This window comes from Flavitalea antarctica, from assembly GCF_054461535.1.
Genome location: NZ_JBTLQG010000014.1, coordinates 18,293 through 40,318, shown reverse-complemented (window position 1 = coordinate 40,318; position 22,026 = coordinate 18,293). Strand labels below are relative to the sequence as shown.

21 protein-coding genes are annotated in these 22,026 nt (G+C 43.9%); 5 read left to right on the top strand and 16 right to left on the bottom strand.

Annotated elements, in window-relative coordinates:
- Positions 1-4 precede the first annotated feature (4 nt).
- Positions 5-307, bottom strand: coding sequence for a hypothetical protein (locus ACX0G7_RS14405; protein WP_458924192.1), 303 nt, complete (start codon positions 305-307; stop codon positions 5-7).
- Between the two features lie 149 nt (positions 308-456).
- Here ACX0G7_RS14405 and ACX0G7_RS14400 point away from each other — a divergent pair, with 149 nt between their 5' ends.
- On the top strand, positions 457-843 hold the full coding sequence (locus ACX0G7_RS14400) for a response regulator (protein WP_458924191.1): 387 nt from the start codon (positions 457-459) through the stop codon (positions 841-843).
- 29 nt (positions 844-872) lie between these two features.
- Here the strand turns inward: ACX0G7_RS14400 and ACX0G7_RS14395 are convergent, their stop codons facing one another.
- The 9 genes from ACX0G7_RS14395 to ACX0G7_RS14355 form a co-directional block, all read right to left on the bottom strand.
- Positions 873-1,814 carry a D-2-hydroxyacid dehydrogenase gene (locus tag ACX0G7_RS14395; protein ID WP_458924190.1) on the bottom strand — a complete coding sequence of 314 codons (942 nt, stop codon included), beginning with the start codon at positions 1,812-1,814 and terminating at the stop codon, positions 873-875.
- A 244-nt stretch (positions 1,815-2,058) separates the two neighbouring features.
- Entirely contained in the window at positions 2,059-2,424 is a 366-nt protein-coding gene (locus ACX0G7_RS14390) for a hypothetical protein (protein ID WP_458924189.1), read from the bottom strand.
- 100 nt (positions 2,425-2,524) lie between these two features.
- On the bottom strand, positions 2,525-4,939 hold the full coding sequence (locus tag ACX0G7_RS14385) for a hypothetical protein (RefSeq protein WP_458924188.1): 2,415 nt from the start codon (positions 4,937-4,939) through the stop codon (positions 2,525-2,527).
- Positions 4,940-5,061: 122 nt separating this feature from the next.
- A complete protein-coding gene (locus tag ACX0G7_RS14380; protein ID WP_458924187.1) occupies positions 5,062-6,000 on the bottom strand; it encodes a DMT family transporter in 939 nt (312 codons plus the stop codon).
- A 55-nt stretch (positions 6,001-6,055) separates the two neighbouring features.
- Positions 6,056-7,075 (bottom strand): glycoside hydrolase family 43 protein, encoded by a 1,020-nt coding sequence (locus tag ACX0G7_RS14375; protein WP_458924186.1) that lies wholly within the window; start codon positions 7,073-7,075, stop codon positions 6,056-6,058.
- Between the two features lie 13 nt (positions 7,076-7,088).
- Positions 7,089-8,237: a glycoside hydrolase family 172 protein gene (locus ACX0G7_RS14370; RefSeq protein WP_458924185.1), complete on the bottom strand. Its 1,149-nt coding sequence runs from the start codon at positions 8,235-8,237 to the stop codon at positions 7,089-7,091.
- 113 nt (positions 8,238-8,350) lie between these two features.
- Positions 8,351-9,181, bottom strand: coding sequence for a 5-dehydro-4-deoxy-D-glucuronate isomerase (gene kduI / locus ACX0G7_RS14365; RefSeq protein WP_458924184.1), 831 nt, complete (start codon positions 9,179-9,181; stop codon positions 8,351-8,353).
- A gap of 15 nt (positions 9,182-9,196) precedes the next feature.
- Entirely contained in the window at positions 9,197-9,970 is a 774-nt protein-coding gene (locus ACX0G7_RS14360) for an SDR family NAD(P)-dependent oxidoreductase (RefSeq protein WP_458924183.1), read from the bottom strand.
- A 7-nt stretch (positions 9,971-9,977) separates the two neighbouring features.
- Positions 9,978-10,412, bottom strand: coding sequence for a nuclear transport factor 2 family protein (locus ACX0G7_RS14355; protein WP_458924182.1), 435 nt, complete (start codon positions 10,410-10,412; stop codon positions 9,978-9,980).
- 184 nt (positions 10,413-10,596) lie between these two features.
- On the opposite strand from ACX0G7_RS14355, the gene ACX0G7_RS14350 reads away from it, so the two are divergent.
- The gene (locus ACX0G7_RS14350; RefSeq protein ID WP_458924181.1) at positions 10,597-11,628 is read left to right on the top strand and encodes a LacI family DNA-binding transcriptional regulator; all 1,032 of its coding nucleotides are present in this window, start codon (positions 10,597-10,599) and stop codon (positions 11,626-11,628) included.
- Positions 11,629-11,640: 12 nt separating this feature from the next.
- Here ACX0G7_RS14350 and ACX0G7_RS14345 read toward each other — a convergent pair whose 3' ends face one another.
- Positions 11,641-13,524, bottom strand: coding sequence for a hypothetical protein (locus tag ACX0G7_RS14345; RefSeq protein WP_458924180.1), 1,884 nt, complete (start codon positions 13,522-13,524; stop codon positions 11,641-11,643).
- Positions 13,525-13,624: 100 nt separating this feature from the next.
- Positions 13,625-14,020: a hypothetical protein gene (locus ACX0G7_RS14340; protein ID WP_458924179.1), complete on the bottom strand. Its 396-nt coding sequence runs from the start codon at positions 14,018-14,020 to the stop codon at positions 13,625-13,627.
- Between the two features lie 172 nt (positions 14,021-14,192).
- Between ACX0G7_RS14340 and ACX0G7_RS14335 the strand changes: the two genes are divergently transcribed.
- Complete coding sequence (locus tag ACX0G7_RS14335) at positions 14,193-14,486, top strand: hypothetical protein (RefSeq protein ID WP_458924178.1); 294 nt, start codon at positions 14,193-14,195, stop codon at positions 14,484-14,486.
- Positions 14,487-14,777: 291 nt separating this feature from the next.
- Here the strand turns inward: ACX0G7_RS14335 and ACX0G7_RS14330 are convergent, their stop codons facing one another.
- Positions 14,778-14,924 carry a lmo0937 family membrane protein gene (locus ACX0G7_RS14330; RefSeq protein ID WP_458924177.1) on the bottom strand — a complete coding sequence of 49 codons (147 nt, stop codon included), beginning with the start codon at positions 14,922-14,924 and terminating at the stop codon, positions 14,778-14,780.
- Between the two features lie 134 nt (positions 14,925-15,058).
- Here ACX0G7_RS14330 and ACX0G7_RS14325 point away from each other — a divergent pair, with 134 nt between their 5' ends.
- The gene (locus ACX0G7_RS14325; protein ID WP_458924176.1) at positions 15,059-15,988 is read left to right on the top strand and encodes a YihY/virulence factor BrkB family protein; all 930 of its coding nucleotides are present in this window, start codon (positions 15,059-15,061) and stop codon (positions 15,986-15,988) included.
- A gap of 134 nt (positions 15,989-16,122) precedes the next feature.
- Positions 16,123-16,797 carry a porin family protein gene (locus tag ACX0G7_RS14320; protein WP_458924175.1) on the top strand — a complete coding sequence of 225 codons (675 nt, stop codon included), beginning with the start codon at positions 16,123-16,125 and terminating at the stop codon, positions 16,795-16,797.
- A 175-nt stretch (positions 16,798-16,972) separates the two neighbouring features.
- Here the strand turns inward: ACX0G7_RS14320 and ACX0G7_RS14315 are convergent, their stop codons facing one another.
- The 3 genes from ACX0G7_RS14315 to ACX0G7_RS14305 are packed head-to-tail and all read right to left on the bottom strand — an operon-like array spanning position 16,973 to position 21,972.
- Positions 16,973-18,463: a two-component system sensor histidine kinase NtrB gene (locus ACX0G7_RS14315; RefSeq protein ID WP_458924174.1), complete on the bottom strand. Its 1,491-nt coding sequence runs from the start codon at positions 18,461-18,463 to the stop codon at positions 16,973-16,975.
- 32 nt (positions 18,464-18,495) lie between these two features.
- Complete coding sequence (locus ACX0G7_RS14310) at positions 18,496-20,481, bottom strand: PAS domain-containing sensor histidine kinase (RefSeq protein ID WP_458924173.1); 1,986 nt, start codon at positions 20,479-20,481, stop codon at positions 18,496-18,498.
- A 6-nt stretch (positions 20,482-20,487) separates the two neighbouring features.
- Complete coding sequence (locus ACX0G7_RS14305; protein WP_458924172.1) at positions 20,488-21,972, bottom strand: sigma-54-dependent transcriptional regulator; 1,485 nt, start codon at positions 21,970-21,972, stop codon at positions 20,488-20,490.
- Positions 21,973-22,026 lie beyond the last annotated feature (54 nt).

The following is a 22,026-nucleotide window of genomic DNA, read 5'->3' as shown; positions in this document are numbered from 1 at the left end:
CGTTTCAGCCTTCATAATTCTTTTCAGCCTGCGAGTTGAGTACCGCGGCAATAGGAAAGTGCTCATCAAGGTTTACAAACTCCCGGATGATGTGCCCTTCTTCGTAAATCGCAATGATTGATTTCTTTTCCGGATCAGTAATCCGGCGGAGGGTCAATAAGCGTGCAATCATATCAGCCTTTGAAACCCAGGCAAACCGGTCCTCGACCAGTTGAAATTCCTGTAGGGAACCAACGATTTGTCCATTGCCGAGAATATGCACCGTAGTGACTTTACTGGGAGAAGAGGGTGCAAAAGATTCCGACATAGTACAATGATTTATAAATAACGGCAATCTAATTTTTTTTGGCGAGAAATAAAAAAGAAGTATCCTTCCCCGGGAGCTGAAAAACCCCTTCAACCGCTATCTTCGCAAAAAAAAAACAAAGACACTCTGAAAAGTTTATGGATAGTTTCATGAAACACATCCTGCTGATAGAAGACGACCTGGATGACCAGGAAATCTTTCTTACGGCCCTTGGAAATCTCGAGGTATTAATCGCGTGTGAAACGGCGATTAGTGCTGCAGAGGCGCTTGAACGGTTAAAGTCTGATGAGATAAAGCCTGACCTGATATTTCTCGACCTGAAGATGTCCGGCATGCATGGCTTCCAGTTTATGAACCAGTTAAAGCTCCAACCCGCTTTCAGGGAAATCCCGGTGATTATTCTTTCCGATTCTTCCGATCCCCTCGATATAGAGATGGCGAAAATAGCAGGTGCCAAAAGATTTATCACCAAACCAGAGGATGCAGCTGAGCTTGAAAAGGCTATCAAAGAATCAGTTCAGGCGTTTAGCCGATAAAAAATGCCTGGTCACTGCAGCGCACGCATTCAGTATCCCCTTTCCAAACGGACAGTATTCATCAATGACCTGTTATTCTCAAAATTTTTGAAGTTTGTAATAAACATTGCTACAATACCCTCCAGCTCGGTAAGATTTCCACCGCCGGAATGTTGGGTAAGAATGGTTTGTGGACAGTCCCACAGCGGATGAGACGCAGGCAATGGTTCCTGGGCCGTTACGTCCAGTACCGCGCCTGCAATCCGGTTACTCATCAGGGCATCTACCAGGTGTGATTCATCCGCCACCAGGTTTCCGCGGCCGACATTGCAAAAGATAGCATTCGGCTTCATCGCGTCGATCATTTCGTTGGTGAACAAACCGGCCGTTTCCGCGGTACCTGGCAGAGCGCCGATAATTATATCCGCGCCAGGAATAGCCTGTAGTAACTCATCAGGCGTATTAATGATTGCGACACTGGTGCTGCGGGCATAGTAAGCGACCTGGCAATCAAAACCGCTTAACAATTTTCCAATCCGCTGTCCGATATTTCCGGCACCAAGGATAATAACCTGTCGCTTCGACAGCAGATATAAATTTGTCCTGATCGTATGACCGACCCATTTTTTTTCTTTCTTAAGGATCGCAAACTCATCAATGCCACGATACAAAGCCAGTATTCCGGCAAGCATCGTTTCTGCACAGGGACCCGAAAAATAGTCACGCATATTGGTAACGATCGCTGTGGTTTTTAGTTTCCTGTATCCATCAAAGCCAGCAGATGAAAGCTGTATCCATTTCAAAGATGAGGCTTCGTCTAACCAACTCACAGGTTTAACATTCCCAAAAACAATTTCAGCACTGGTCACGGCATCGTGTTTTTCTTCTTCACTCCCCAGTTCGTCTTCAAAAATACAGGTGTAAGTATCAGCGGTTTCCCGGATCGCATTTTTTAAAGAATCTGTCAGCCTGATCTCAATATAAATTATCATAACTATTAATTACAATGTCATAAGCCGAAACTTAAGAGTCGACGGCAAAGATTGTAAATCTAAGGATACATTCATAAACCACACAGAGAAAAACAGCAGCCTGAACATCTGAATACGCGGTCAATGTGCCGTATTCCACAGTTTCCCGGTGACAAAAGTTGCGTGTAAAAGAAAGGCTGTCCCGTAAGACAGCCTTTCTGAAGAAAATATGTTTTGCCGGAGACGGGCATCAGATCCACCAATCTTAGTTACTGATATCATCGAGGATGTACATCGCCTCGGACCAGGTCAACCATGACTCAATTACCCTGTCCTCAGTAAAATAGCCTGCGTCCCGGTTATAGATCGTTTGAATCCCACGGTTAGAAAAATTTCCGTAGAGTCGATCATATTCTCTTGGAACAACGTTTCCCCACGCTTCTACCACAGCATAACCGTTATTGGTATCCAGGATATAATTTCCGCTGTAGTAGTCAACAAAGGCAACAACGCCTTTTTCATGGGTACGCATCCAGTAATCCGGATCTATAGTATCGTCGTAATGAACCCTTTTAGAACATCCGGCAAGGACCAGGCCGGAAAGAATGAGCAACAGGTATAATTTTTTCATGATGATGTGCTTTTATACCTATTGGAACGTTTCAGTTAATTAAAGTTTGTTAACGGGTAGTTATTGTCTGTAGTTAAAAAGTGTTAAAATAAGTTGCCTGTTATTCGATCATTTTTTCGATCCTTGTAAGTTTTCCCTCCATGTTCACTCCCTCAACCACAACCCGCAGTTTTTTCGAAATGTCATTGTTATAAAAAGTAAAAATGATGCGTCGGTTATTAGCATCGGTCATTACAAATGGATTCCAGTATAATGTGGTCCTGAAATCCCCCGCGCTGTTTGCAGGGTCCAGTTTTGAGTAATCCGGTGAAAAGAATTGCTTTGGTGGAGTATAACCCGGGATCTTGGCAAAATCAAGTCCCTTGATATTGTCATTGGATGCTTTTCCTTTTTTGGTATACACTGCAATCGCACCGCCGGATCCGCCGCCAAATCCACCCATGAAGGGTGGTCTGAAAACTTTGATCATCGCAACATCCGTCATGGGCGTATTTTGAACAAGGGCCAGGTCCCCCATCATCTCGTTAAGATACAGGGATGGCGTTCCCCCGCGCCATGACATGCTCATCTGTTGTCCTGACCCGGTTATCTGCAAACCTGCAACTTTTCCCTGTAGATACTGCAACACCGATTGTGCACTGTTTGCAAACGGATCATCTTCAGTAATAAAAGTATAACCATCTCCTCCCCTGAATAGACCACCGGTGTACTCTTCATCCATCTTCTCCTTTTTTGTTTTTTGCTTGGCCACAACTTCTACGCTGGCCAATGTCTGCACCTTCCGGTCCTCTTCAATCTTTTCAATGTTTTTTTCAGCCATCATTTTATTTTTACCGAGCGTCGTGGCGTCATATTTTATGACGCGCGACGCCATATCCGGTATTGGCTTGAATGCCGCAGCTTTGGGTAAAAAGTTATTCCTGATATCGATAAGGGCTTTGCTCGACAAAACCTTGTTTTTGTCGTTGTTGAACTGGTAATACAATTTTGCAGTATCATAAAAAAATAAACCAGGTACATTGAAACGGCCGTCATTGCTCACAGGTATGCTCAGCAATTGCTGGTTCCCGTTATCCAGTGTAAGGATACCCGTTAGTTCCTTCTGGGTCAGCTCTGATTTTGTAAGCCCGGTTACCTTTCCTTCTATACCCAGGTAATCTTCCGGACCATGCTCCAGCTTCGGGAACTTATTGGCCAGCACGTCCTCCCAGCGGAACCGCCTCCAACCATTGGTCATCATTACCAGGTCAAGATGCTGGATCACAGAATCAACATCGCTTGAGAAATAATACATGGGGTTATGTACATATCCCTTGATATCGCTGGTGAGTAATACCTGGGAGAAGATATCGTTCTCACCCGGCTCTGATGGATTTGCTGAGGCATCGGTAACGGAAAGTGAAAGATTACATGCAATAGTATCAGGAACATCTATCTGGATCACATTGCGGCCCCGTTTATCTACTCCCTTCAAAGGCACATTCAGATCGGTTATGAAATAATAATCAGGCGTATTGACAAACACTATCCGTTCTGCCAGTGGTTTTTCGTCTTCAGTAAAAATGGTGACCTGTACAATACCGGCCGGAATATTTTGTAACGGGATAAGCCCGCTCACAACCGGGCTTTTCTGAAGACTTGCCTTTGCACGATACAGTAATTGTTGCTGCATCTGGGCAACGATATAAACCGCGGAAATATCGCGGGCAGCTTCGTCGGTGCGCCGGATAGCGAATGTTATTCCATTAGGCAATTTTTTTGTTTCCAGTACGATGCCTGATTTTTTTGCAACGGGAAGGTTGGTCTGTTGCAGTTTGCCAGCCTGGTCCTTCCACACCGCTTTATACTGCTCACCTGTTTCAGGCGTCATAACGAACACACCCATTCCATCATGCGCACTGGTGAATGAACTCAGCTTCGTTCCTTTGCTGTTAACAATATCTCCCTTCACATTGTAAGGTATCCCGGCACCATCTGTAGCCTTAAAGGCGATACGGGACTCCAGGCCCTGCACGAGGTCGCCCCCTTCAGGAAAAAAATTAAGATAGTTTTTCACCTCGGCAGGTGCCTGTTTTGGAGGCGCTTTGGTACTTAAAATGGGAATGGCTTTGACGAAAAGAAAGGATGTATCAAAGTTGAGCATCCATCTTGTATAGGCCCTTACATAAAGCACTCCGGCATTGAGATCAGTTGGCAGGTCGAATGCCGCTGCTCCGCCGGAGCTGATGATGGGCGTCACCTTGCGCTGCAGTACTTTGCCCTGCTCATCCAGCAGCTCCGCATACAGATTCCGGCTGATATCAGATAATACATTGTTTGAGAAAAGATAGGCTTTGAACCAGATTGTTTCTCCCGGATTGTAAGCGGCTTTATCAAAGTGCAGATGCAGTTTTTCCTGGGGATATTCTCTATCAAGCTTAATAAGCAGGGAATCAAATCGCTGGGCTTTCAGACCGGTTGAAGATATCAATACCAGCACCGCTATCCCAGCCTTTAGCAAACCATATAGTTTCATAGTTAGTCAATCACATTTACGTGGGAAGTTCCACTCATTTCGGCTCTTTTACCGTCAATTAATTGTTAAAGGCGAAAATTACAAATTTCCAACGCTTAAATGCCCCCGGCGGAAAAAATATATCACTCCCTGGCAGCTACCCTTGCCTTCGGTCGCTGGACAAGATACAGTCCAATGATCACCAGGATCATTCCTGATACCGTGTAAATAGTGATGGGTTCATTGACCATGATTTTGGCGATGACGAAGCCGGAAATAGGACAAAGAAAAAGCCAGAATGAAGCTTTCACGGGGCTTTCCTTAAGCAGGTAAAGCCACAGCTGGATAGCAAATATTGACACAGGTATGGCAAGCCACAGTACAGATGAAAGAAAGGGCCAGGTCATTTGATTTTCGTCGGGCCGCCATGTAAAGGCCATAGCCGGCAACAGGAAAGTGCCGCCAATCAGCGTTTGCCACCCATTCAGTGTCAGGATGTGTAAATCGTTCCATTTGTGTTCAGAAAAATAAATAACGCCGAGCGAATAAAGCAGCATGCTACCCATCAGCATTCCCAATCCACCGGGTGTTGCATGAGAAGTTACAAAGAGCGGCCAGGCAGCAAGCAGCACTCCGCCCGCACACAGAATAAGGCTGTAGATCACTTTCCGTTTGACAGGTTTCCTTAAAATAAAAGTATTGATGAGAGTGATCAGCACAGGGTTCGTCGCGATTGATAAAGAACCAAGACCGGGAGAAATAAACTGCATGGCTACTATAAACAGCCCAAGATAAAGCGTAATATTCAGCAGGCCGTAAACGGAAAGTTGCCTCCACTCTTTCATGGTCGGTAGCCGGTTTCGCAGAACAATATGCGATATAAAGATCATAATGGAACCGGCAATAAAAAACCGGAACACAGCTATTACAAAAGGCTGTGCATAAACCAGGGCAATTTTGGAAGCAGTTGCAGCTGAAGGCCACAAAATAGCAAATGCTATCCCGGCAATAAAAAGACCTATGGGATTGGTATCTTTTTGTTGTGGCGTTAACCGGTCTGGTGCCTGCTCCAACCTGCTCATAGATGGGCTTTGATACCCGAAGTTAAGTTACCCACGGTTATGAATGACCCACGCTCTATTGCCCTGGCGCCGGCAGCGCTAACCCGGTTTTTACCGGTTCGCCGAAATATGGTGTACCGTCTTTTTTAAAGGAGAATTTTTGTGCGCGTGGTGACCGGAACCCACCGCAGCCCTGACCCGGAGCGGAATTGGCATGATACAGTATCCAGTTTTCTTTTTTATTGGGAGACTTAAAAAACGAATTGTGACCGGGAGCGAAAACTCCGTTTTTTTCTGAAGCTGTAAACAATGGCTCTTTGTGTTTCACCCATGAAGCAGAATCCAGGAGGTTTTTTCCTTTAAGCTCCAGCATGCCCAAAGAATAATAGTCAGTCCAGCAACCACTGGCAGAGAAGATAATAAATAATTTCTTTTTATTCTTCAGCATCTGTGGCCCTTCATTCACGTTCACATGCGGGGGATTACGTGCATCATTGTGGTCCCCGTGTTGCTCCCATGCGTAGACGGGACTTCCGATCCTGACCCTTTCCCCTTCAATGGTCCAGGGATTTTTCAGCTTGGCTATATAGATGTCCTGCTCGCCGTTCTGATCGCTCTCCCAGCCGGACCAGATCATATACATCTGCTTCCTGTGCTCAAATACAGAACCGTCTATCGCCCATTTATCTGAAGGATCAGCAACCTTGCCTTTGAAAACCCACTCACCTTCCATCGGATCAGCGGAAGTGTTTTCCAGCACATACATCCGGTGATTTTCATTTTTTCCATCGTCAGCCGCAAAATACACATACCATTTCCTGTTGATCAAATGTATCTCGGGTGCCCAGATCTGCTTCGAATACATGGTTCCTGCAGGCGGTGTCCAGATGGTTTTACTTGGCGCGATCTTCAGATCCGCCAGGTTTTCTGTTTTCCAGATCACCAGCTTATTGCCAACTGTATGTGTATAGTAATAATATCCATTGTGATAAATGCTCCACGGATCTGCACCTGCAGGAAGCAACGGATTGGAAAAACTATCAACCTGCGCCCGCAGGCTGGTGCAAAACAGCAGCAGTACGAAAATGATTCTCATATTTCTCAGGGTATTAGTTTACCTCAAGATCATTAGCTGAAGGCAGCTTCTGGAATGTGCCATGCGGTTCTGCCTGGTACCAGTAGACTACCGAACTGATATCTGATTGTTGGGGCAGGTAGCGGCCTCCACTTCTCCAACCCAGGTCCTGGATAGTGATTTTTAAACCATTATTGAACCTGACGGGATCCATGATGTGCCAGCGATACATACCGAACCGTTGCTGCGAAGTATAAAGACCATCAGGTCTGATAACCTGGTGAAGGCCGGCATATGCAGTTGAAAACTCCTGGTACTGCCTTGTCTTTTTGTTTTCAAAATTATATGAACCGCAGAAGTAATCTTCGGTACCCGTTCCGATTATGGTGGGGAACTTATCGTCTCCATCCATAAAAAACTTAATCTCACCTTCACCCCACCAACCATTATTATTTACACCCCAGGCGATATAAGTGCCCACATAATGGCCCTTGCCTTTTATGCCATCAACCAGCGTATGTATTGCACCTTTTGTGGGATTTGATCTGCGATACTGTGCATGAAAATAGGCAGCATCCTCAGGCACCTGCGTAAGCGTATAGTCGACCTGGTAGTACAGCGTCATTCGTTCGGCACCAACATTTTCCATCGTTATCCTGCATTTTTTCCGGAAGGGCATTGTCCAGTAACAATTAAATGCGCTGCCCGGGTTTACGGTTACTGCCATCGAATTCAGCGGGGCAAACTCGTTCCATCCCATTCCGAAAAAATCTCCCACCGGCACTTCGACAGATGGTTCCTTTTCATCGTCCCAATAAAATCTGAGAATGGAATATTTCCAGTTTCCCGTGGGGGTCATCCAGATATGTTGAATCGCACCGGAGCCGTCTATTTCTGCGAGTGTAAAGGTTTTGCCTGGTTCGATATGAACAAAGGGGTTAACCTTCCAGCCTTGCCCCAACTCGCGGGCAGCATTACGCGCGTTGCCTTGTTCGAGTGTGGTCATCCCGCCCTTTCCGGGTTCGCCGGTAAAGTTTTCAGGACTTATGGACCGTGATTTCGCATCGGACATCCGGAAGAGGTTGCCCATATTCATTTCGAGTCCGTTGAATGTTCCGCTTTTCTGGGCGTGTAGTTGCAATGTGGCAAGCACTGACAAAATCAAAAACAGTTTGTTTTTCATGATTTGATTTTTGTTTGTAGTTATCGTTCAGGATGTAAAGCTATCGTCAAAGATCAATGTACTGATCTTTTTTCAATCACTGAACGCAAAACCTGCGCATTGCAATAATCAGCCTACCGTAGCTCAGGAATAGGAACCGCGTCCATGTCAGTGAAGGTATAATTTTCACCCGCCATACCCCAGATGAAAGCGTAGTTTGTAGTACCGCATCCTGAATGAATCGACCAGGGAGGAGAAAGTACTGCCTGGTGATTTGCGACAAGCAGGTGGCGTGTTTCTGTTGGTTCGCCCATAAAATGAAATACGCGGTGTTGTTCGGGAACATCGAAATAAAAGTATGCCTCCATGCGTCTTGTATGGGTGTGCGCCGGCATAGTGTTCCAAACGCTGCCTGCCTCAAGCACCGTCAGACCCATAACCAACTGGCAACTTTGTATTCCCGCAGCATGAATATATTTATAGATGGTTCTTTTGTTGGCCGTTTCTGCTTCACCCATATTTGCCGGGCTCGCCTCTTCCTTGCTCATTTTGCGGGTCGGGTAAGCCTGATGTGCCGGTGCGGACATCAGGAAAAAACACGCAGGGTCAGTTTTATCGGCAGAAGAAAACGTGACCTCGCGAACCCCTTTGCCGACATACAGGGTATCCAGCTTGTTGAGTTCGTAACGTGTACCATCAACCGAAACAGTACCTGTGCCACCCACATTGATGATACCGATCTCCCTGCGTTCAAGGAAATACTCTGCCCGTAACTCCGGGTCATTCTCAAGCCTGAGTTCCAGCGACAACGGTTTCGCCCCCCCAATTATAACCCGGTCATAATGCGAATACAAAAACCCGATATGCTCATCCTGCATCAGCTCTTCTGCGAGAAAATTTGTTCTTAGTTCATCGGTATCCATCATGGTTACCTCCGTCGGACTGTTCTGAAATCTTATCTCCATAAATTATTGTATTTATTATCGGCCCATCCAGCCACCATCAACAGTTAAAATTGTTCCATGCACATAATCGGCCGCGGCAGAAGAAAGGAAAACGGCAGGGCCTTTGAAATCCTCCGGATCTCCCCACCGTGCTGCCGGTATGCGGTCAAGGATCGATCTGCTGCGAACCGGATCGTTTCGCAGGGCTTCGGTATTATCGGTTGAAATATAGCCGGGTGCTATGCCATTCACATTAACCCCGGAGGCCGCCCATTCATTGGCAAGGCCCTTTACCAGGCTGCCCAGGGCACCTTTACTGGCGGCATAACCGGGCACATTCACGCCTCCCTGGAAAGTCAATAATGAACAGGTGAAAATAATTTTGCCTGAACGTCTTTCCAGCATTTTTTTTCCAAGCTCACGGGCAAGTATAAACGGCGCATCGAGATTTATTGATAGGACCTTGTCCCAATATTCATCCGGGTGTTCTGCAGCAGGTTTTCGCATGATCGTTCCTGCGTTGTTAAGCAGGATGTCAATTTCATGCTGCTGGTTTAACGATGCAATAAATGCGTACAGAGAAACGCGGTCAGACAGATCTGCCCGGTAAGGATAAAACTTGCGGCCGGTGGCGGAAACAAGTTGTGAAATTTCACTGCCCTCAGCTTCGAGGGACCCGGAAACGCCAACGATATCGGCCCCTGCCTCAGCAAGTCCGACAGCCATAGCTTTACCTATGCCTTTATTGCATCCTGTTACAAGGGCTTTCTTTCCAGTCAGGCTGAAAAGTTGAATGGTATTAGTACTCATGTTTCATCTATTGCGCGAGTTTTACAGCCTGCCTGCCGAGCAATTGCCAGCTGGTACCCTTCTGGTTCCAGACAAGCATTACATGCAACTTTACAGTGGCGGGTTTTCCTCCGTCTATCGTGGCGCCATCGAGGTTGTGCCTCACTATCGCCGTGTTCCCGGATATAAGTATGGTTTGATTGCTCAGCGTTATGGACTCGAAGTCAGAGGTTTTCGAAATAAGAGCATTTATGAATGATGCTTTATCTTCTACTTTACCGGAAGAGTGGCCGTAGGTCAGTTTGACTGATGTGAGCCTGTCAAGGGTTGCTTTATCCGGATCCACCATCGTTTTCCGCAGCGTCTCGACTGCTTCGGCTACTGCCTTTTCATCTTTAGTTTGGGCATTTAATGAAAGGGAACCAAGCATAATACAGCTTAAAAAAAGGTTTCGTATGTGCATAACAATCGTTTTAGTTTGATACTCAGGTTCAAGGTTACGCCCTTATTCACGTTTTTACCACAAATTCTTTTATTATTTTTATGCAATCGTTTCCGTCTTGCTGTTTGAATGATTCTGCAGTAGATTTTTTAAGGGAAATGGCCAAAGACCGGATGAATTCCCCGGGCAAACAAAAGCAAAACGGATGAAATATGAAGCGATCACGATCAAAGATATAGCAAAGGCATTAGGGCTGGCGACTTCAACAGTGTCGAGGGCGCTAAAAGACAGTCATGAAATAAGTGTTGAGACACGAAAACTTGTGATGGAATATGCTGAAAAGATCAACTACAAACCCAATCCTATTGCCCTTAGCCTGAAAGAAAAACGAAGTCGTGCTATTGGCGTAGTGGTATGTGAGTTTGCCAACACATTTTTTTCGCAGGTGATCAATGGTATAGAGTCGATCGCTTATGATCGTGGCTATCACGTAATCATCTCCCAGAGTCATGAATCTTACGAACGGGAAGTGCTGAACACCCGGCAACTTGCTTCCCGGTCCGTTGACGGGCTCCTGGTGTCGCTTTCCACGGAAACAACCGACATGTCCCATTTCCATTATTTACACGACAAGGGTCTGCCCATTGTATTTTTTGACCGGGTATGCGAAACGATCGAAACCCACAAGGTTATTGTCGATAATTTCAAAGGCGCATATGATGCGACCTGTCATCTTATCGGTTCCGGTTTCAAACGAATAGCCCATATCACAAGTTCACCCAATATTTCTATCACCATTGAACGCCTCGCAGGCTACCGGAAAGCACTGGAGGACAACAACCTGGTTTATGATGAACGTATTGTGATGTATTGTGCCCATGGTGGAATGGACCAAACGGAAATCGAATCAGCTGTTACAAATATCCTGCAGCATCCTTCTGCTCCGGATGCTATACTTGCTGCCAGCGATCGTATCTCACTGGGTGCATTGGCCTTTCTGAAAGAAAAAAATATCAGTATTCCGGAAAAGATTGCCCTTGTTGGATTTACCAACTCGCAACAGGCAGGATTATTTTCACCGTCACTAACTTCCGTATTTCAGCCCGCATTTGAGATGGGACGGATAGCCACTGAAAAACTTATTGAAATTATTGAAAGTAAAACGCCATTACCTGGATTCGATACGATGGTTCTGAAAACAAAGCTGGTAATAAGAGACAGCTCGGTCAGCATCTGACCGCATGCTTGGTTATTGTTCTTCATTTTGCGAATCATCCTTTTGCCGGACTTTCGGCTCGTCCTTTTTTTTGTTTTCAGTAGCATCTTTTTTGTTTGCAGCCGCATCCTTTTTGTTTCGGGTATCATTCTTCCCCTTTTCTTTATTTTCTTTGGACGAAGCCTCTTTTTTGCTGCCAGCAGCATCATCTTTTTCACCTTCTGTCTTTTCTCCGGCCTGATCCCCTTTTCCCATTATGTCCATACCAGTTGTCTCTTTGATACCAGTGAATATGGATTTCCAGATCAGGTTAAAAAATGAGCGGTTGGTGTTCCTGTCATTGCTCATTTCCGCAGTACGGGTGTTGTTACCGGTAGGGTTCTGATTTTTTAAGATTGCATTGGCAAACAAGCTTACCAATCCCTTCTTTTTATAGGTTTTGTTATCATCCTCCAGCTTAAGGGTCGAAACCTTCAGGTCATCATATAGCATGATGAGTTCCCCGCCTGCCCGATAGTTATCGCCGGACATATTAAAGTTGATGCTCTTAATCGTCCCCTTCTCAACGCGGGCCATGCCCAACGGCTCGATTAACACATTAAGACGTTTGGCATCAAAACCTTTCAGGTTACCCTTTACGGTAAATCTGCCTTGTTTGTCACCGATCTTAAGCGTCATGCGAACATCTGCTTTCGCCATGTTCAGGAACCAGGCGCTATAATCTATGGTGAGGTTGTCATTTTTTTTGATAGCCGAACGCTGGTTTGTTATATTGGTCATATTGGCCTGAACCCGGTTAAATTGAACACGTCCTGCCTTGCCGGTCTTTGCGTTTACTTCTTTGTATTCCACAAAAGAATTGTTGAAGAATCCTTTTTCGATATTAACAGGAAATGGAATCTTCATGATCATCTGGTGGGGATATTGGCCAACGCGGTTTACTTTATCCCTTGGCATCCTGGCATCGCGGTAGATATTAAACCTGCTTGAGGATACGGTGAGAGAATCGGCATGCAGTTCCCCGTAGGCCAGACCAACCGGATCGATCCCGTTAAGCCTGATGTCTGACAAGGCAAAATCGAACCTGTCTCTCTGGTATTTAAACTGCTTCATGAATGCCACCTCACCTGCCAATGGTTTTATCACGGCAGACTTCAGCGTGAGTAGCTTTGATGCGGTATTAACCTGCAAACCTGCGAACTTGAAATCATAATGTCCTTTATCATCTCTCAGATGAATGCTATCTGCTACGACCTCTACTTTCTTGGAGAAAAATATCCTGCTCCTGTCGTTTAAGCTGTTTGTATCTATCTGAAGGTTCAAAAGCAGTAAAGAAACGTTTGTACTTCTGAGTATGAGTTTTTTTGTCTTAAAGTCCTTGTAAGAGATATCTATGTTCCGAAGCAGGATCGTATCCATTTTTACCAGCTTCAATTCCCTCAATACATCGTAATAAATATTTTCGACCAGGTCACCCTTTCTCGAATTACCGTCATCTTCGTCTTTTTCCTTTTTGGCGATACGGAACAACTCAATAGAAGCATTTTGGATCAGCACCTTTGTGCCGGTTATTTCATTTTGGAGAAGAGCACGTGGTGTCTGAACACCCGTAACGGTAAGTGAATCGGCATGCAGGTTTATGATCACTGATGGACTGCCGGGTGGCAGTGAATCCGCTGAAAAGGACGCAGTATCTACGTTAACATTCAGATTACTCACAGACAATGATCCACCGATCTCGTCGACTTTTATGGTATCATAACTGATCTTATATAAACCGCGTGACTCCTTACTAACAGTATATGGAAGTGTTGAATCAAGAAACCTTGACTTGTAAAACTTGTAGACACCAATGGCTATCAGAACGATTGCTGTCAGGATACCTATGATCCAAAGTCCTTTTTTAGGAATAGCCATATTTAAATATAAATGATCACAACTTATAAATGACAGACAAGCCTGTAGTAAAAACCAACAGATGTCACTTATCCGCGATCATTTGCTCTTTTAAAAACTGTTAGACGGCACTACTCAACGCAACCATCTGATCCGCTTTGTTCTTTTTAAAAATATTAAAGCGGGTTATTGCGCCTTTCAGATATGACTTGTTGAACAAGCCATTTTTAACAGCCGGCGAAATTTTGACATCAGCCACCAGGTAGATGTTCTTTTCTTTGTTACAAAGCTTAAGTGATACATCACCCTGGCACAGCTCTTCAATCATTACTTTGTAGTTGTGGGCGATCCGGAAAGAAAGGCCATTCGATTCAGAATAAGATACCTTAACCAGTACAGCCAGCTTACCTCCCGTAGCGTCATCCTTCAAATGCAGAATGCCATACGGACAATCCTTTACTACATCATGGAACCTTGCAGGCTCTGAGGTTGAGAGATTATAATTAGCATAAAACATATTGAGATCGTTTAGACACTATTAACTTAAAATCCCGTGCCATATAGCGGATAAAAGATCCCCTTTTGTAGATGCATATCTACACTAATCAATGTCATGATTTGAATGCGGTGCTTTATCCTGTTAAATAAAACTGGCAGGATATTTTAACCACTGTCAGTGAATCTAAACTATGAATTTCACCTCAATCATTACCATGAATAATAACAACAGAAATAAAAGCAGACCTTACCTGAAGAGCCTGGATACGCTGAAGAAAGGAGTTTTGAACAACGGGTATACTGAAAACTTCGTTTATAAAAACTCCGGTTGCATTTCAGCATCCAACAGTACTGAATACGATATTAACAACATTAAAGTCATATCAACCATAACATTTCAGGGAAGCAGTGATACCGGTGACCACGTTGAGCTATATATAATAGAAACACCGGACGGTACGAAGGGGAGCCTTGAGAAAAAATAAGATATAGAAGAAAAGAAAAAGCACAGATTGCATCAGCAACTGTGCTTTTTAGAAACAATTACAATCATAACTCCGCGATCGGTAATGAGTATTGTCCGTCATCTGAATATTGTGTGGTGCAACCTTCAAACTTGTTTGTTGAGGAACATATGATACCTTTTAAACAAACACAGAGAATGATCGTTAAATTCCAAATACAATTATTGGAGATAATATGGATGATGATTTAAAAAGGTAACAGATAAAAGTGAAACAGTGGAGCCCTTCAGTAATACATGGTATAGGAGTATGTTATACTCTTCTGATCAATCCAAGTATCAATGAAATTACTGCCAAAACAATTAAAACGTGAATAAGACCGGAGGCGCTGTAAACAAAAACTCCTAACAGCCATCCAATTACCAGTATTACTGCAATAACATAAAGTATACTTCTCATGATTCAAAAAATTTAGTTACTTATGATGATAAAAAACCTTTGCCAGCCAAACAACGTATGTTTAGCCCTGAAAACAGGTTTTGATAACCCTTAAGTTCATTTAGTGCGGAAGAAATTCTACAAAGCATATAATTATGGTAAAGATAAAATCGTTCTGGAAGGTGCTCAAAAAAGCGGGAGCGTCGTTTATTGAAGACAATGGGATGAAATTAAGTGCATCGCTTTCTTATTACACGGTGTTTTCATTATGTCCTATACTAATCATTGTAATGTCGTTGGCTGGGGTTGTATTTGGCAAAGATGCCGTGCAGGGGAGAATTTATGACCAGATCTCGGGGCTGGTGGGTAGCGATGCTGCCATTCAGATCCAGGAGATCATCATCAATATCGAGAAGTCGCAAAAAGGCACAGTCGGTGCAATTGTAGGAGTTGTACTCCTGGTTTTCGGAGCCACAGGGGTCTTCACTGAAATTCAGGATTCCATCAATTATATCTGGTCGGTAAAGGCGAAGCCAAAAAAAGGTTGGTTGAAATATCTTTCGAACCGGGCTATCTCCTTTTCATTACTTATAGGTATTGGGTTCGTATTACTGGTTGCCCTGGTTGTCAATGCGCTCATGGATCTGTTAAATGACCGTCTTGAAAAAATACTTCCAACTTATAGCGTCTATCTCTTCCATACACTTAGCCTTGCACTAATCCTGATAATTATCAGCCTGCTGTTTACCATAATTTATAAGGTATTGCCGGATGCCATCATTGCCTGGAAAGATGCAATGGTCGGCGCGATCTTTACTACCGTACTATTCCTGATAGGAAAATTTCTCATCGGGTATTACCTGGGAAGTTCAGATATTGGAATCACTTATGGAACGGCAGCTTCCATCGTGATCATTCTATTATGGGTTTATTATTCTTCTATCATACTTTATTTCGGCGCAGAATTCACCCGCATGTATGCAATTCATATCGGCAAGGGTATAAAACCCAATGAAACGGCGGTATTTATCATTAAACAGGAAGCAAAAGAGATCTCAACTCCCGAAGTTCCAACAAAGTCTTAACATATAGTAATAATCTCATAATCAAGGGGGTATGTAGACCGAGTTCCCCTTTTTGGCAGGGACCTTATCATGCTTAACGCGGTATTACGCAGGAATAAAAATTGAAATCCCCGTAGTAAATAAACTGTGTAAACATGAAAACGAGAAAAGTAAATGTGAGAAATCTTATCGCCGTACTAGCAGTATCAGTGGTAACAATGGTTGGTGGTTCAGCTTCGGCCCAGCAACAACAAACATCAGCTGAAAGCGGACTCCGTCCGAAGTTCGGTATTAAAGGAGGATTGAATCTTGCAAACCTCTATGCCGATGAGGTAAAGGATGAAAATTTTAAAGCAGGCTTTAATGGTGGTTTCTATGCCAAACTTCCTGTATCAAAAGGCTTTTCAATTCAGCCCGAGCTGTTGTATAGTAACAAGGGAGCCAAGTTATCTTATGATGCCGGAATTTTTGGTGAAGGCGAATATCGGTTCAACCTGCACTACATTGAATTACCAGTACTGGCAGTTGTTAATGTAGTAAAAAACTTCAACATCCATGCAGGTCCTTACGTCTCTTATCTTGCCGGAGCAAATATTACAAGGCTTGATGATGAAGACAATGTTAACAGCATTACTGACCTGAAAGCCGACAATTTCAATCGGATCGACTACGGTCTGGCTGGTGGAGTTGCTCTTGATTTCCAGAATCTTACTATCGGAGCACGTTACAACTATGGTCTTCAGGATATCGGGGAGTCAGGCATATCCGGTGAACTCACAAAAAATGCGAAGAACAGCGTAATCAATTTTTACCTGGGATTTGCATTCTGATAATTGTTAATGATTTCTCACTAACAGAAGTAAAAAGGCTGTCCTCTTACATGAGACAGCCTTTTTGTTATTTGGAGAGTTTGTTAACCTAAGTACTTCAGCCTTTCGTCATCAGCAAAAAAATTGGCTGTCACTTACAACGGGACAGCCTTTATTATCAAGATGATTATGCAACCTACTTTCCTTGTTTCGCAGCCATAGGAATTTCATCGCTTGTGCTGATCTCTGAAAGCTTTTGTGCGGGGAACTGTATGGTGAATACGGTGCCTTCGTTGATGACAGAACTGACCTCTACCTTAGCTTTATGGGATTGCAAAATATTAAGTGTGCTGGCAAGTCCCAAACCTACGCCGTTTCGCTTGGATGTGAAATATGGCTCAAATAACCTGGATATATTTTCAGGTGGAATGCCACAACCGTTGTCCTTTATGATTACTTCATGTATGTTGTCATGACTGATCACACTGATCAGCAATTTTCCCTTTTCTGATTCCATAGCCTCGATGGCATTGATGATCAGATTGAGAAAAGCGATTTTAATTTTTTCTTTATCGACCATTACTTTCAACGGCTCGTCGGCATACCTGATGTCCAGGCTGATACGTCTCAGTGAAATACGATCAATAGCTGCGGCAACACTTTCATCAACTACCGACTGAAGCGTATGCATTGCAAACTGCAATTCGGTTGGCCTTGACGAATCGAGGAGTTCAGTGATCAGGTCCCCGATCCTTCCACCGTTTCTATGGATAATGTCAAGGTAAATGGCTGCATCTCCCTGCATCGTTTCCTGTTGCATGAGATGTTCGATAGACATATTGATATTGTTCAACGGGTTGCGGACCTCATGTGCCAGTGTCCTGACCAGTCGACCCGCTACCGCCAGCTTTTCAACCTGTAAATTGGCTTTTTCAGCCTTTTTCATGTTTGTAATATCATGGATAATGCCCTGCACATATTCCTTCTCTTCATGATCCCGGTAAGTCGACAATGAAAGAATACAATTTCTTCTTTCCCCCGACTTCATGGACAACTCCATTTCGAAATCGGTTATTTCTCCTGTTCCGGCGAGTAGGTTGCGTATATACCTGCTATCGAGTTCTTCCGGCACCAGGTCATACAGACACATATTCTGCAGTTCCTCCCTTTCATAACCGAAAAGGACATACGACATCTGATTGAAGTCGCGGAAATAAAGGTTTTTATCGGCTATAAAGATGGCATCCTTGGACCTTTCAAAGATATTTCTGAATTTCTGCTCATTGTTCCGCAGTGCCTTCAGGTGGATTGAACGTTCGATGGCATACCGGATACACCTTTCCAGCTTTTCACTGTTGAGTTCCGATTTTACGAGGTAGTCGGTGGCCCCCAGGCGCATCGCTTCGATATCGATGGCCTTGTTTCCCTTACCTGTTAATAGAATAATAGGTTCCTCACAATTATGCTCCAGCGCCTCTTTCAACAGATCAACACCAGTTTTGGCACCAAGACGGTAGTCAACGAAGTAAATATCATAAGCTTTGTTTATGATAAGCTCCATTGCTTTCTTATAGTTATAGCACCAGTCTATAGTGAAATGGCTATCACTGATATCTTTTATATATTCAGAGGTAATAAAAAAATCGTCCTCATCATCATCAATCACAAGAATTCTGGAATTGTACATAAGTCAGATTCAGCCTGGGTGAAATTTATTAGTTAATGTTTTTCGGGCAAAATGATCGTGAATACCGAGCCTCTGTCCGGCTCGCTGTTTGCAAAAATAACTCCGCGGTGATTTTCTGCGATCTTTTTGCAGATTGCAAGTCCGACACCAGATCCGGGATATTCAACCTTCCCATGAAGCCTTTGAAAGATCTGGAAAATCTTGTTTGCATATTCCTGTTCGAATCCTATACCATTATCCTTCACCGCGATCCGGTAATAATTCATGTTCTCTTCGAAATTGTAATCTTTTTTTTCGGCGTTGCTTAGCAGATCGACAGTGATATCAATCTTAGGGATCTCATTTTCTTTCCTGAATTTCAAAGCATTTCCGATGAGGTTGCTGAATAATTGCTGGATCTGGGAGGGGATGGCATCGATTACCGGCAGCCGGTCGGAGTTGATAATTGCACCCGTTTGATCAATCAGGATCTCGAGATCGGACAGGGCCTGTTCCAGAACGATATTCAGATCCACCAGGCCAAATGGTATCGAAGATCTTGCGGTTCTTGAAAACTCAAGCAGGTTTTCAATCAGTATCCTCATATTATCAGTGGCCGCCAGTATACGTTCTGCATATCGCCTGCCCTCTGGTCCCATCTCAGCACTGTGCCGGGTAACCAGTCTCTCAGAAAATGTTGAAAGTTTTCGCAATGGCTCCTGCAGGTCATGCGAAGCAATGTACGCGAACTCTTCCAGGTCCTTATTCGACCTGTTCAGATCGTTGACGATTGACTCCAGATTCCGCTCATATGACCGTAACTGGGTTATGTCCCGCGAAGTACCAATTATCCTGATTGCTTTATTCTCCTCATTCCTGATCACACGTGCAAAAGTCTGGAGGCGCCTGGTTATGCCGTCAAGGGTCACGACGTTTACCTCGTAGCTAAAATCGTTTTTATGCTTTATCGCTTCGTGTTTCTGATTATTGGTCCTCATCCAGTCTTCATGGTGAAGATGAAGCATATAAAGTCCGTCGTTAATGATCAAACGACCGGCATGTTCCCTGGGGTCATATCCAAAGAGCCGATACATTCCGTCGCTCCACGAAATAACACCTGTTTCAATATCCTCTTCCCATGAACCAAAACCAAGAAACTGCTCTTTTTCTACCATGTTCTGCTTGTACTCTTCGAGCATCTGCTGGCGCGCAACCTCCTGGGTTATGTCGAGCATACTACCCACAACTTTCTGTATAACGCCGTCATCGCCAATCACAAGCTTACCACGGGTTGAGATCATTTTTCGGTTGCCCTTGTTAGTTATGACCGGGTAAGTGACAGTAAATACCGACTTCGCCTCGATAGATTTTTCGATTACCGTTTTCAGCATTTCCTGCTCCGGTTGAGGTACATGAGCAAGATAAACGGGGAAGTTTATGATAGGCGCATCCTTATCTTTGTCATATTCAAGGATATTATGAATTCCATCGCTCCATTTTACATCTCCACTTGCCAGGTCATAATTAAAAACTCCGAAGCCAAGTAAATTTTCAGTTTCAAGTTGTAATTGCTTTAACTGCTTTATTTCCTCGCTGCTCTTGAACTGCTCAGTTATATCTTCTGCTATAAATAGCAATGAGCCGGGTTTCCCCTGCTCATTACGGCCCAATATGGTACCACGGGTCCTGAAGTAGCGCCAGTCACCTTGTTTATCGTTCAACCGGCATTCATAGAGATGGCTGGACTCATCTTCCAGTTCATTAAACTTTTTGATTTCTTCTTTTACTCTTTCCTTGTCCTCTTCAAACACCAGTTGGAGTATACCGTTATCCCAGGTAGATATGTCCTCATAAGTGTACCCGAGAACGTCAGTTACTTTCTTATTTATATACCGCAGTTTCTGATTTTCTACATCATATACATAAACAATTGCCGGAAAAAAATCATTAATTTTTTGTTGAAAATCATCCTCGACAAGTCCGTCACCGAATAATCTTTTCAAATGAAAAAGATCTTCGTTTTTCTCCGTTTGTTGCATACGCTTTTATAAATTATTAAGCTCCTGGTACTGCTTCATCTTGTTGTAAAGCGTTTTCCGGTCAATATTCAGAATTCTTGCAGCCTTGCTTTTATTATAATTTGCTTTTTTCAAAGCTTCAAGAATCATTTCATACTCTGCATCCAGGCTAGCTTCCTTAAGGGACAGATCACCATGATACGGACGTTGTGGTTCTGTATGAACGTACACCGGTGGCGCTGGTGTGGGTTGTACGGCAGCAGTTTCCGGTGATACATCAAACTGCAATTTGCTATGATTGGAGATTTCAAAGGGCAGGGTCCTGACATCAACATATTCTCCGTCTGTCAACAGAACCGCACGTTTCACCACATTTTTCATTTCCCGCAGATTGCCGTGCCAGACATAATTATGGAAGATCATTTCGACTTCTTTGGAAAATCCTTTAACCGACTTCTGAAGTTCCCGGTTTGTCTGCTGAAGAAAATGCCGTGCAAACAACATGATGTCCTCTTTTCTTTCACGGAGCGGTGGTACATCAATACTGAACTCATTGAAGCGGTGGTAAAGATCTTCTCTGAATATGCCTTTTCTTGCAGCATCCCAAAGACGCTCATTGCTGGCAATGATTATTCTTACGTCAAGCTCGATATCCCTTACTCCCCCAACTCTTCTCATCTTTCTTTCCTGTACTACCCTTAACAGGGAGACCTGGATATCATAAGAAAGGTTGGCAATTTCATCGAGGAAAATGGTTCCGCCGTTTGCAATTTCGAAGCTGCCCTGTTTCTGGTTAAGGGCGCCGGTGAACGAACCTTTTTCATGCCCGAATAATTCGGATCCCGCAAGTTCTTTCGATAATGCTCCGCAGTCAATGGCCACAAATGCCTTATCTTTTCTCTTACTTCTCTTGTGAATCTCCTGGGCGATAGCTTCTTTACCACTACCACTTTCCCCGTAAATAATTACGCTGTAATTGGTAGGAGCCACAAGGTCTATCTGTTTTAAGATCGTCTGGAAAACGGGGCTATTGTCAAATATGTATTCGCTACCGCCGGAATTATTTTGTTTCTTCTGTGAACTGTCACCGGGCCGCACGATAACAACCGCCGGGCCGGAACCGTTTTCCGCCTGTGGTCGGACTGGTTCCACAGGTGCATTGAGTGCCTTCCTGATCGTCATCAATATCTCGTCGGGTATCAAAGGCTTGGTAACATAATCATATGCCCCGAGTTTCATCACTTCGACGGCCGTCTTGATATCGCTATAACCGGTGATTATAATAAAAGGTACTGATGGAAATTTTTCTTTCATTTTGATGAGTACCGTGTTTCCATCCATGTCTTCCAGCCTGAAATCGCACATGACCAGGTCAGGCTTGAATTCTTCGGCCATCTCGAGAGCTTTCTTTCCACTGTAAACCTCCGAAACATCATACCCGTGTTTAGATAAAAATCTTTTGAGTAACAAACACATGTCGCGGTCATCATCAATTATCAGGATTTTCTGCATAGAGTGTTTTGTTTATTTGTATTTAATAGATCAGGATTGGTTAAGTGTGATAGT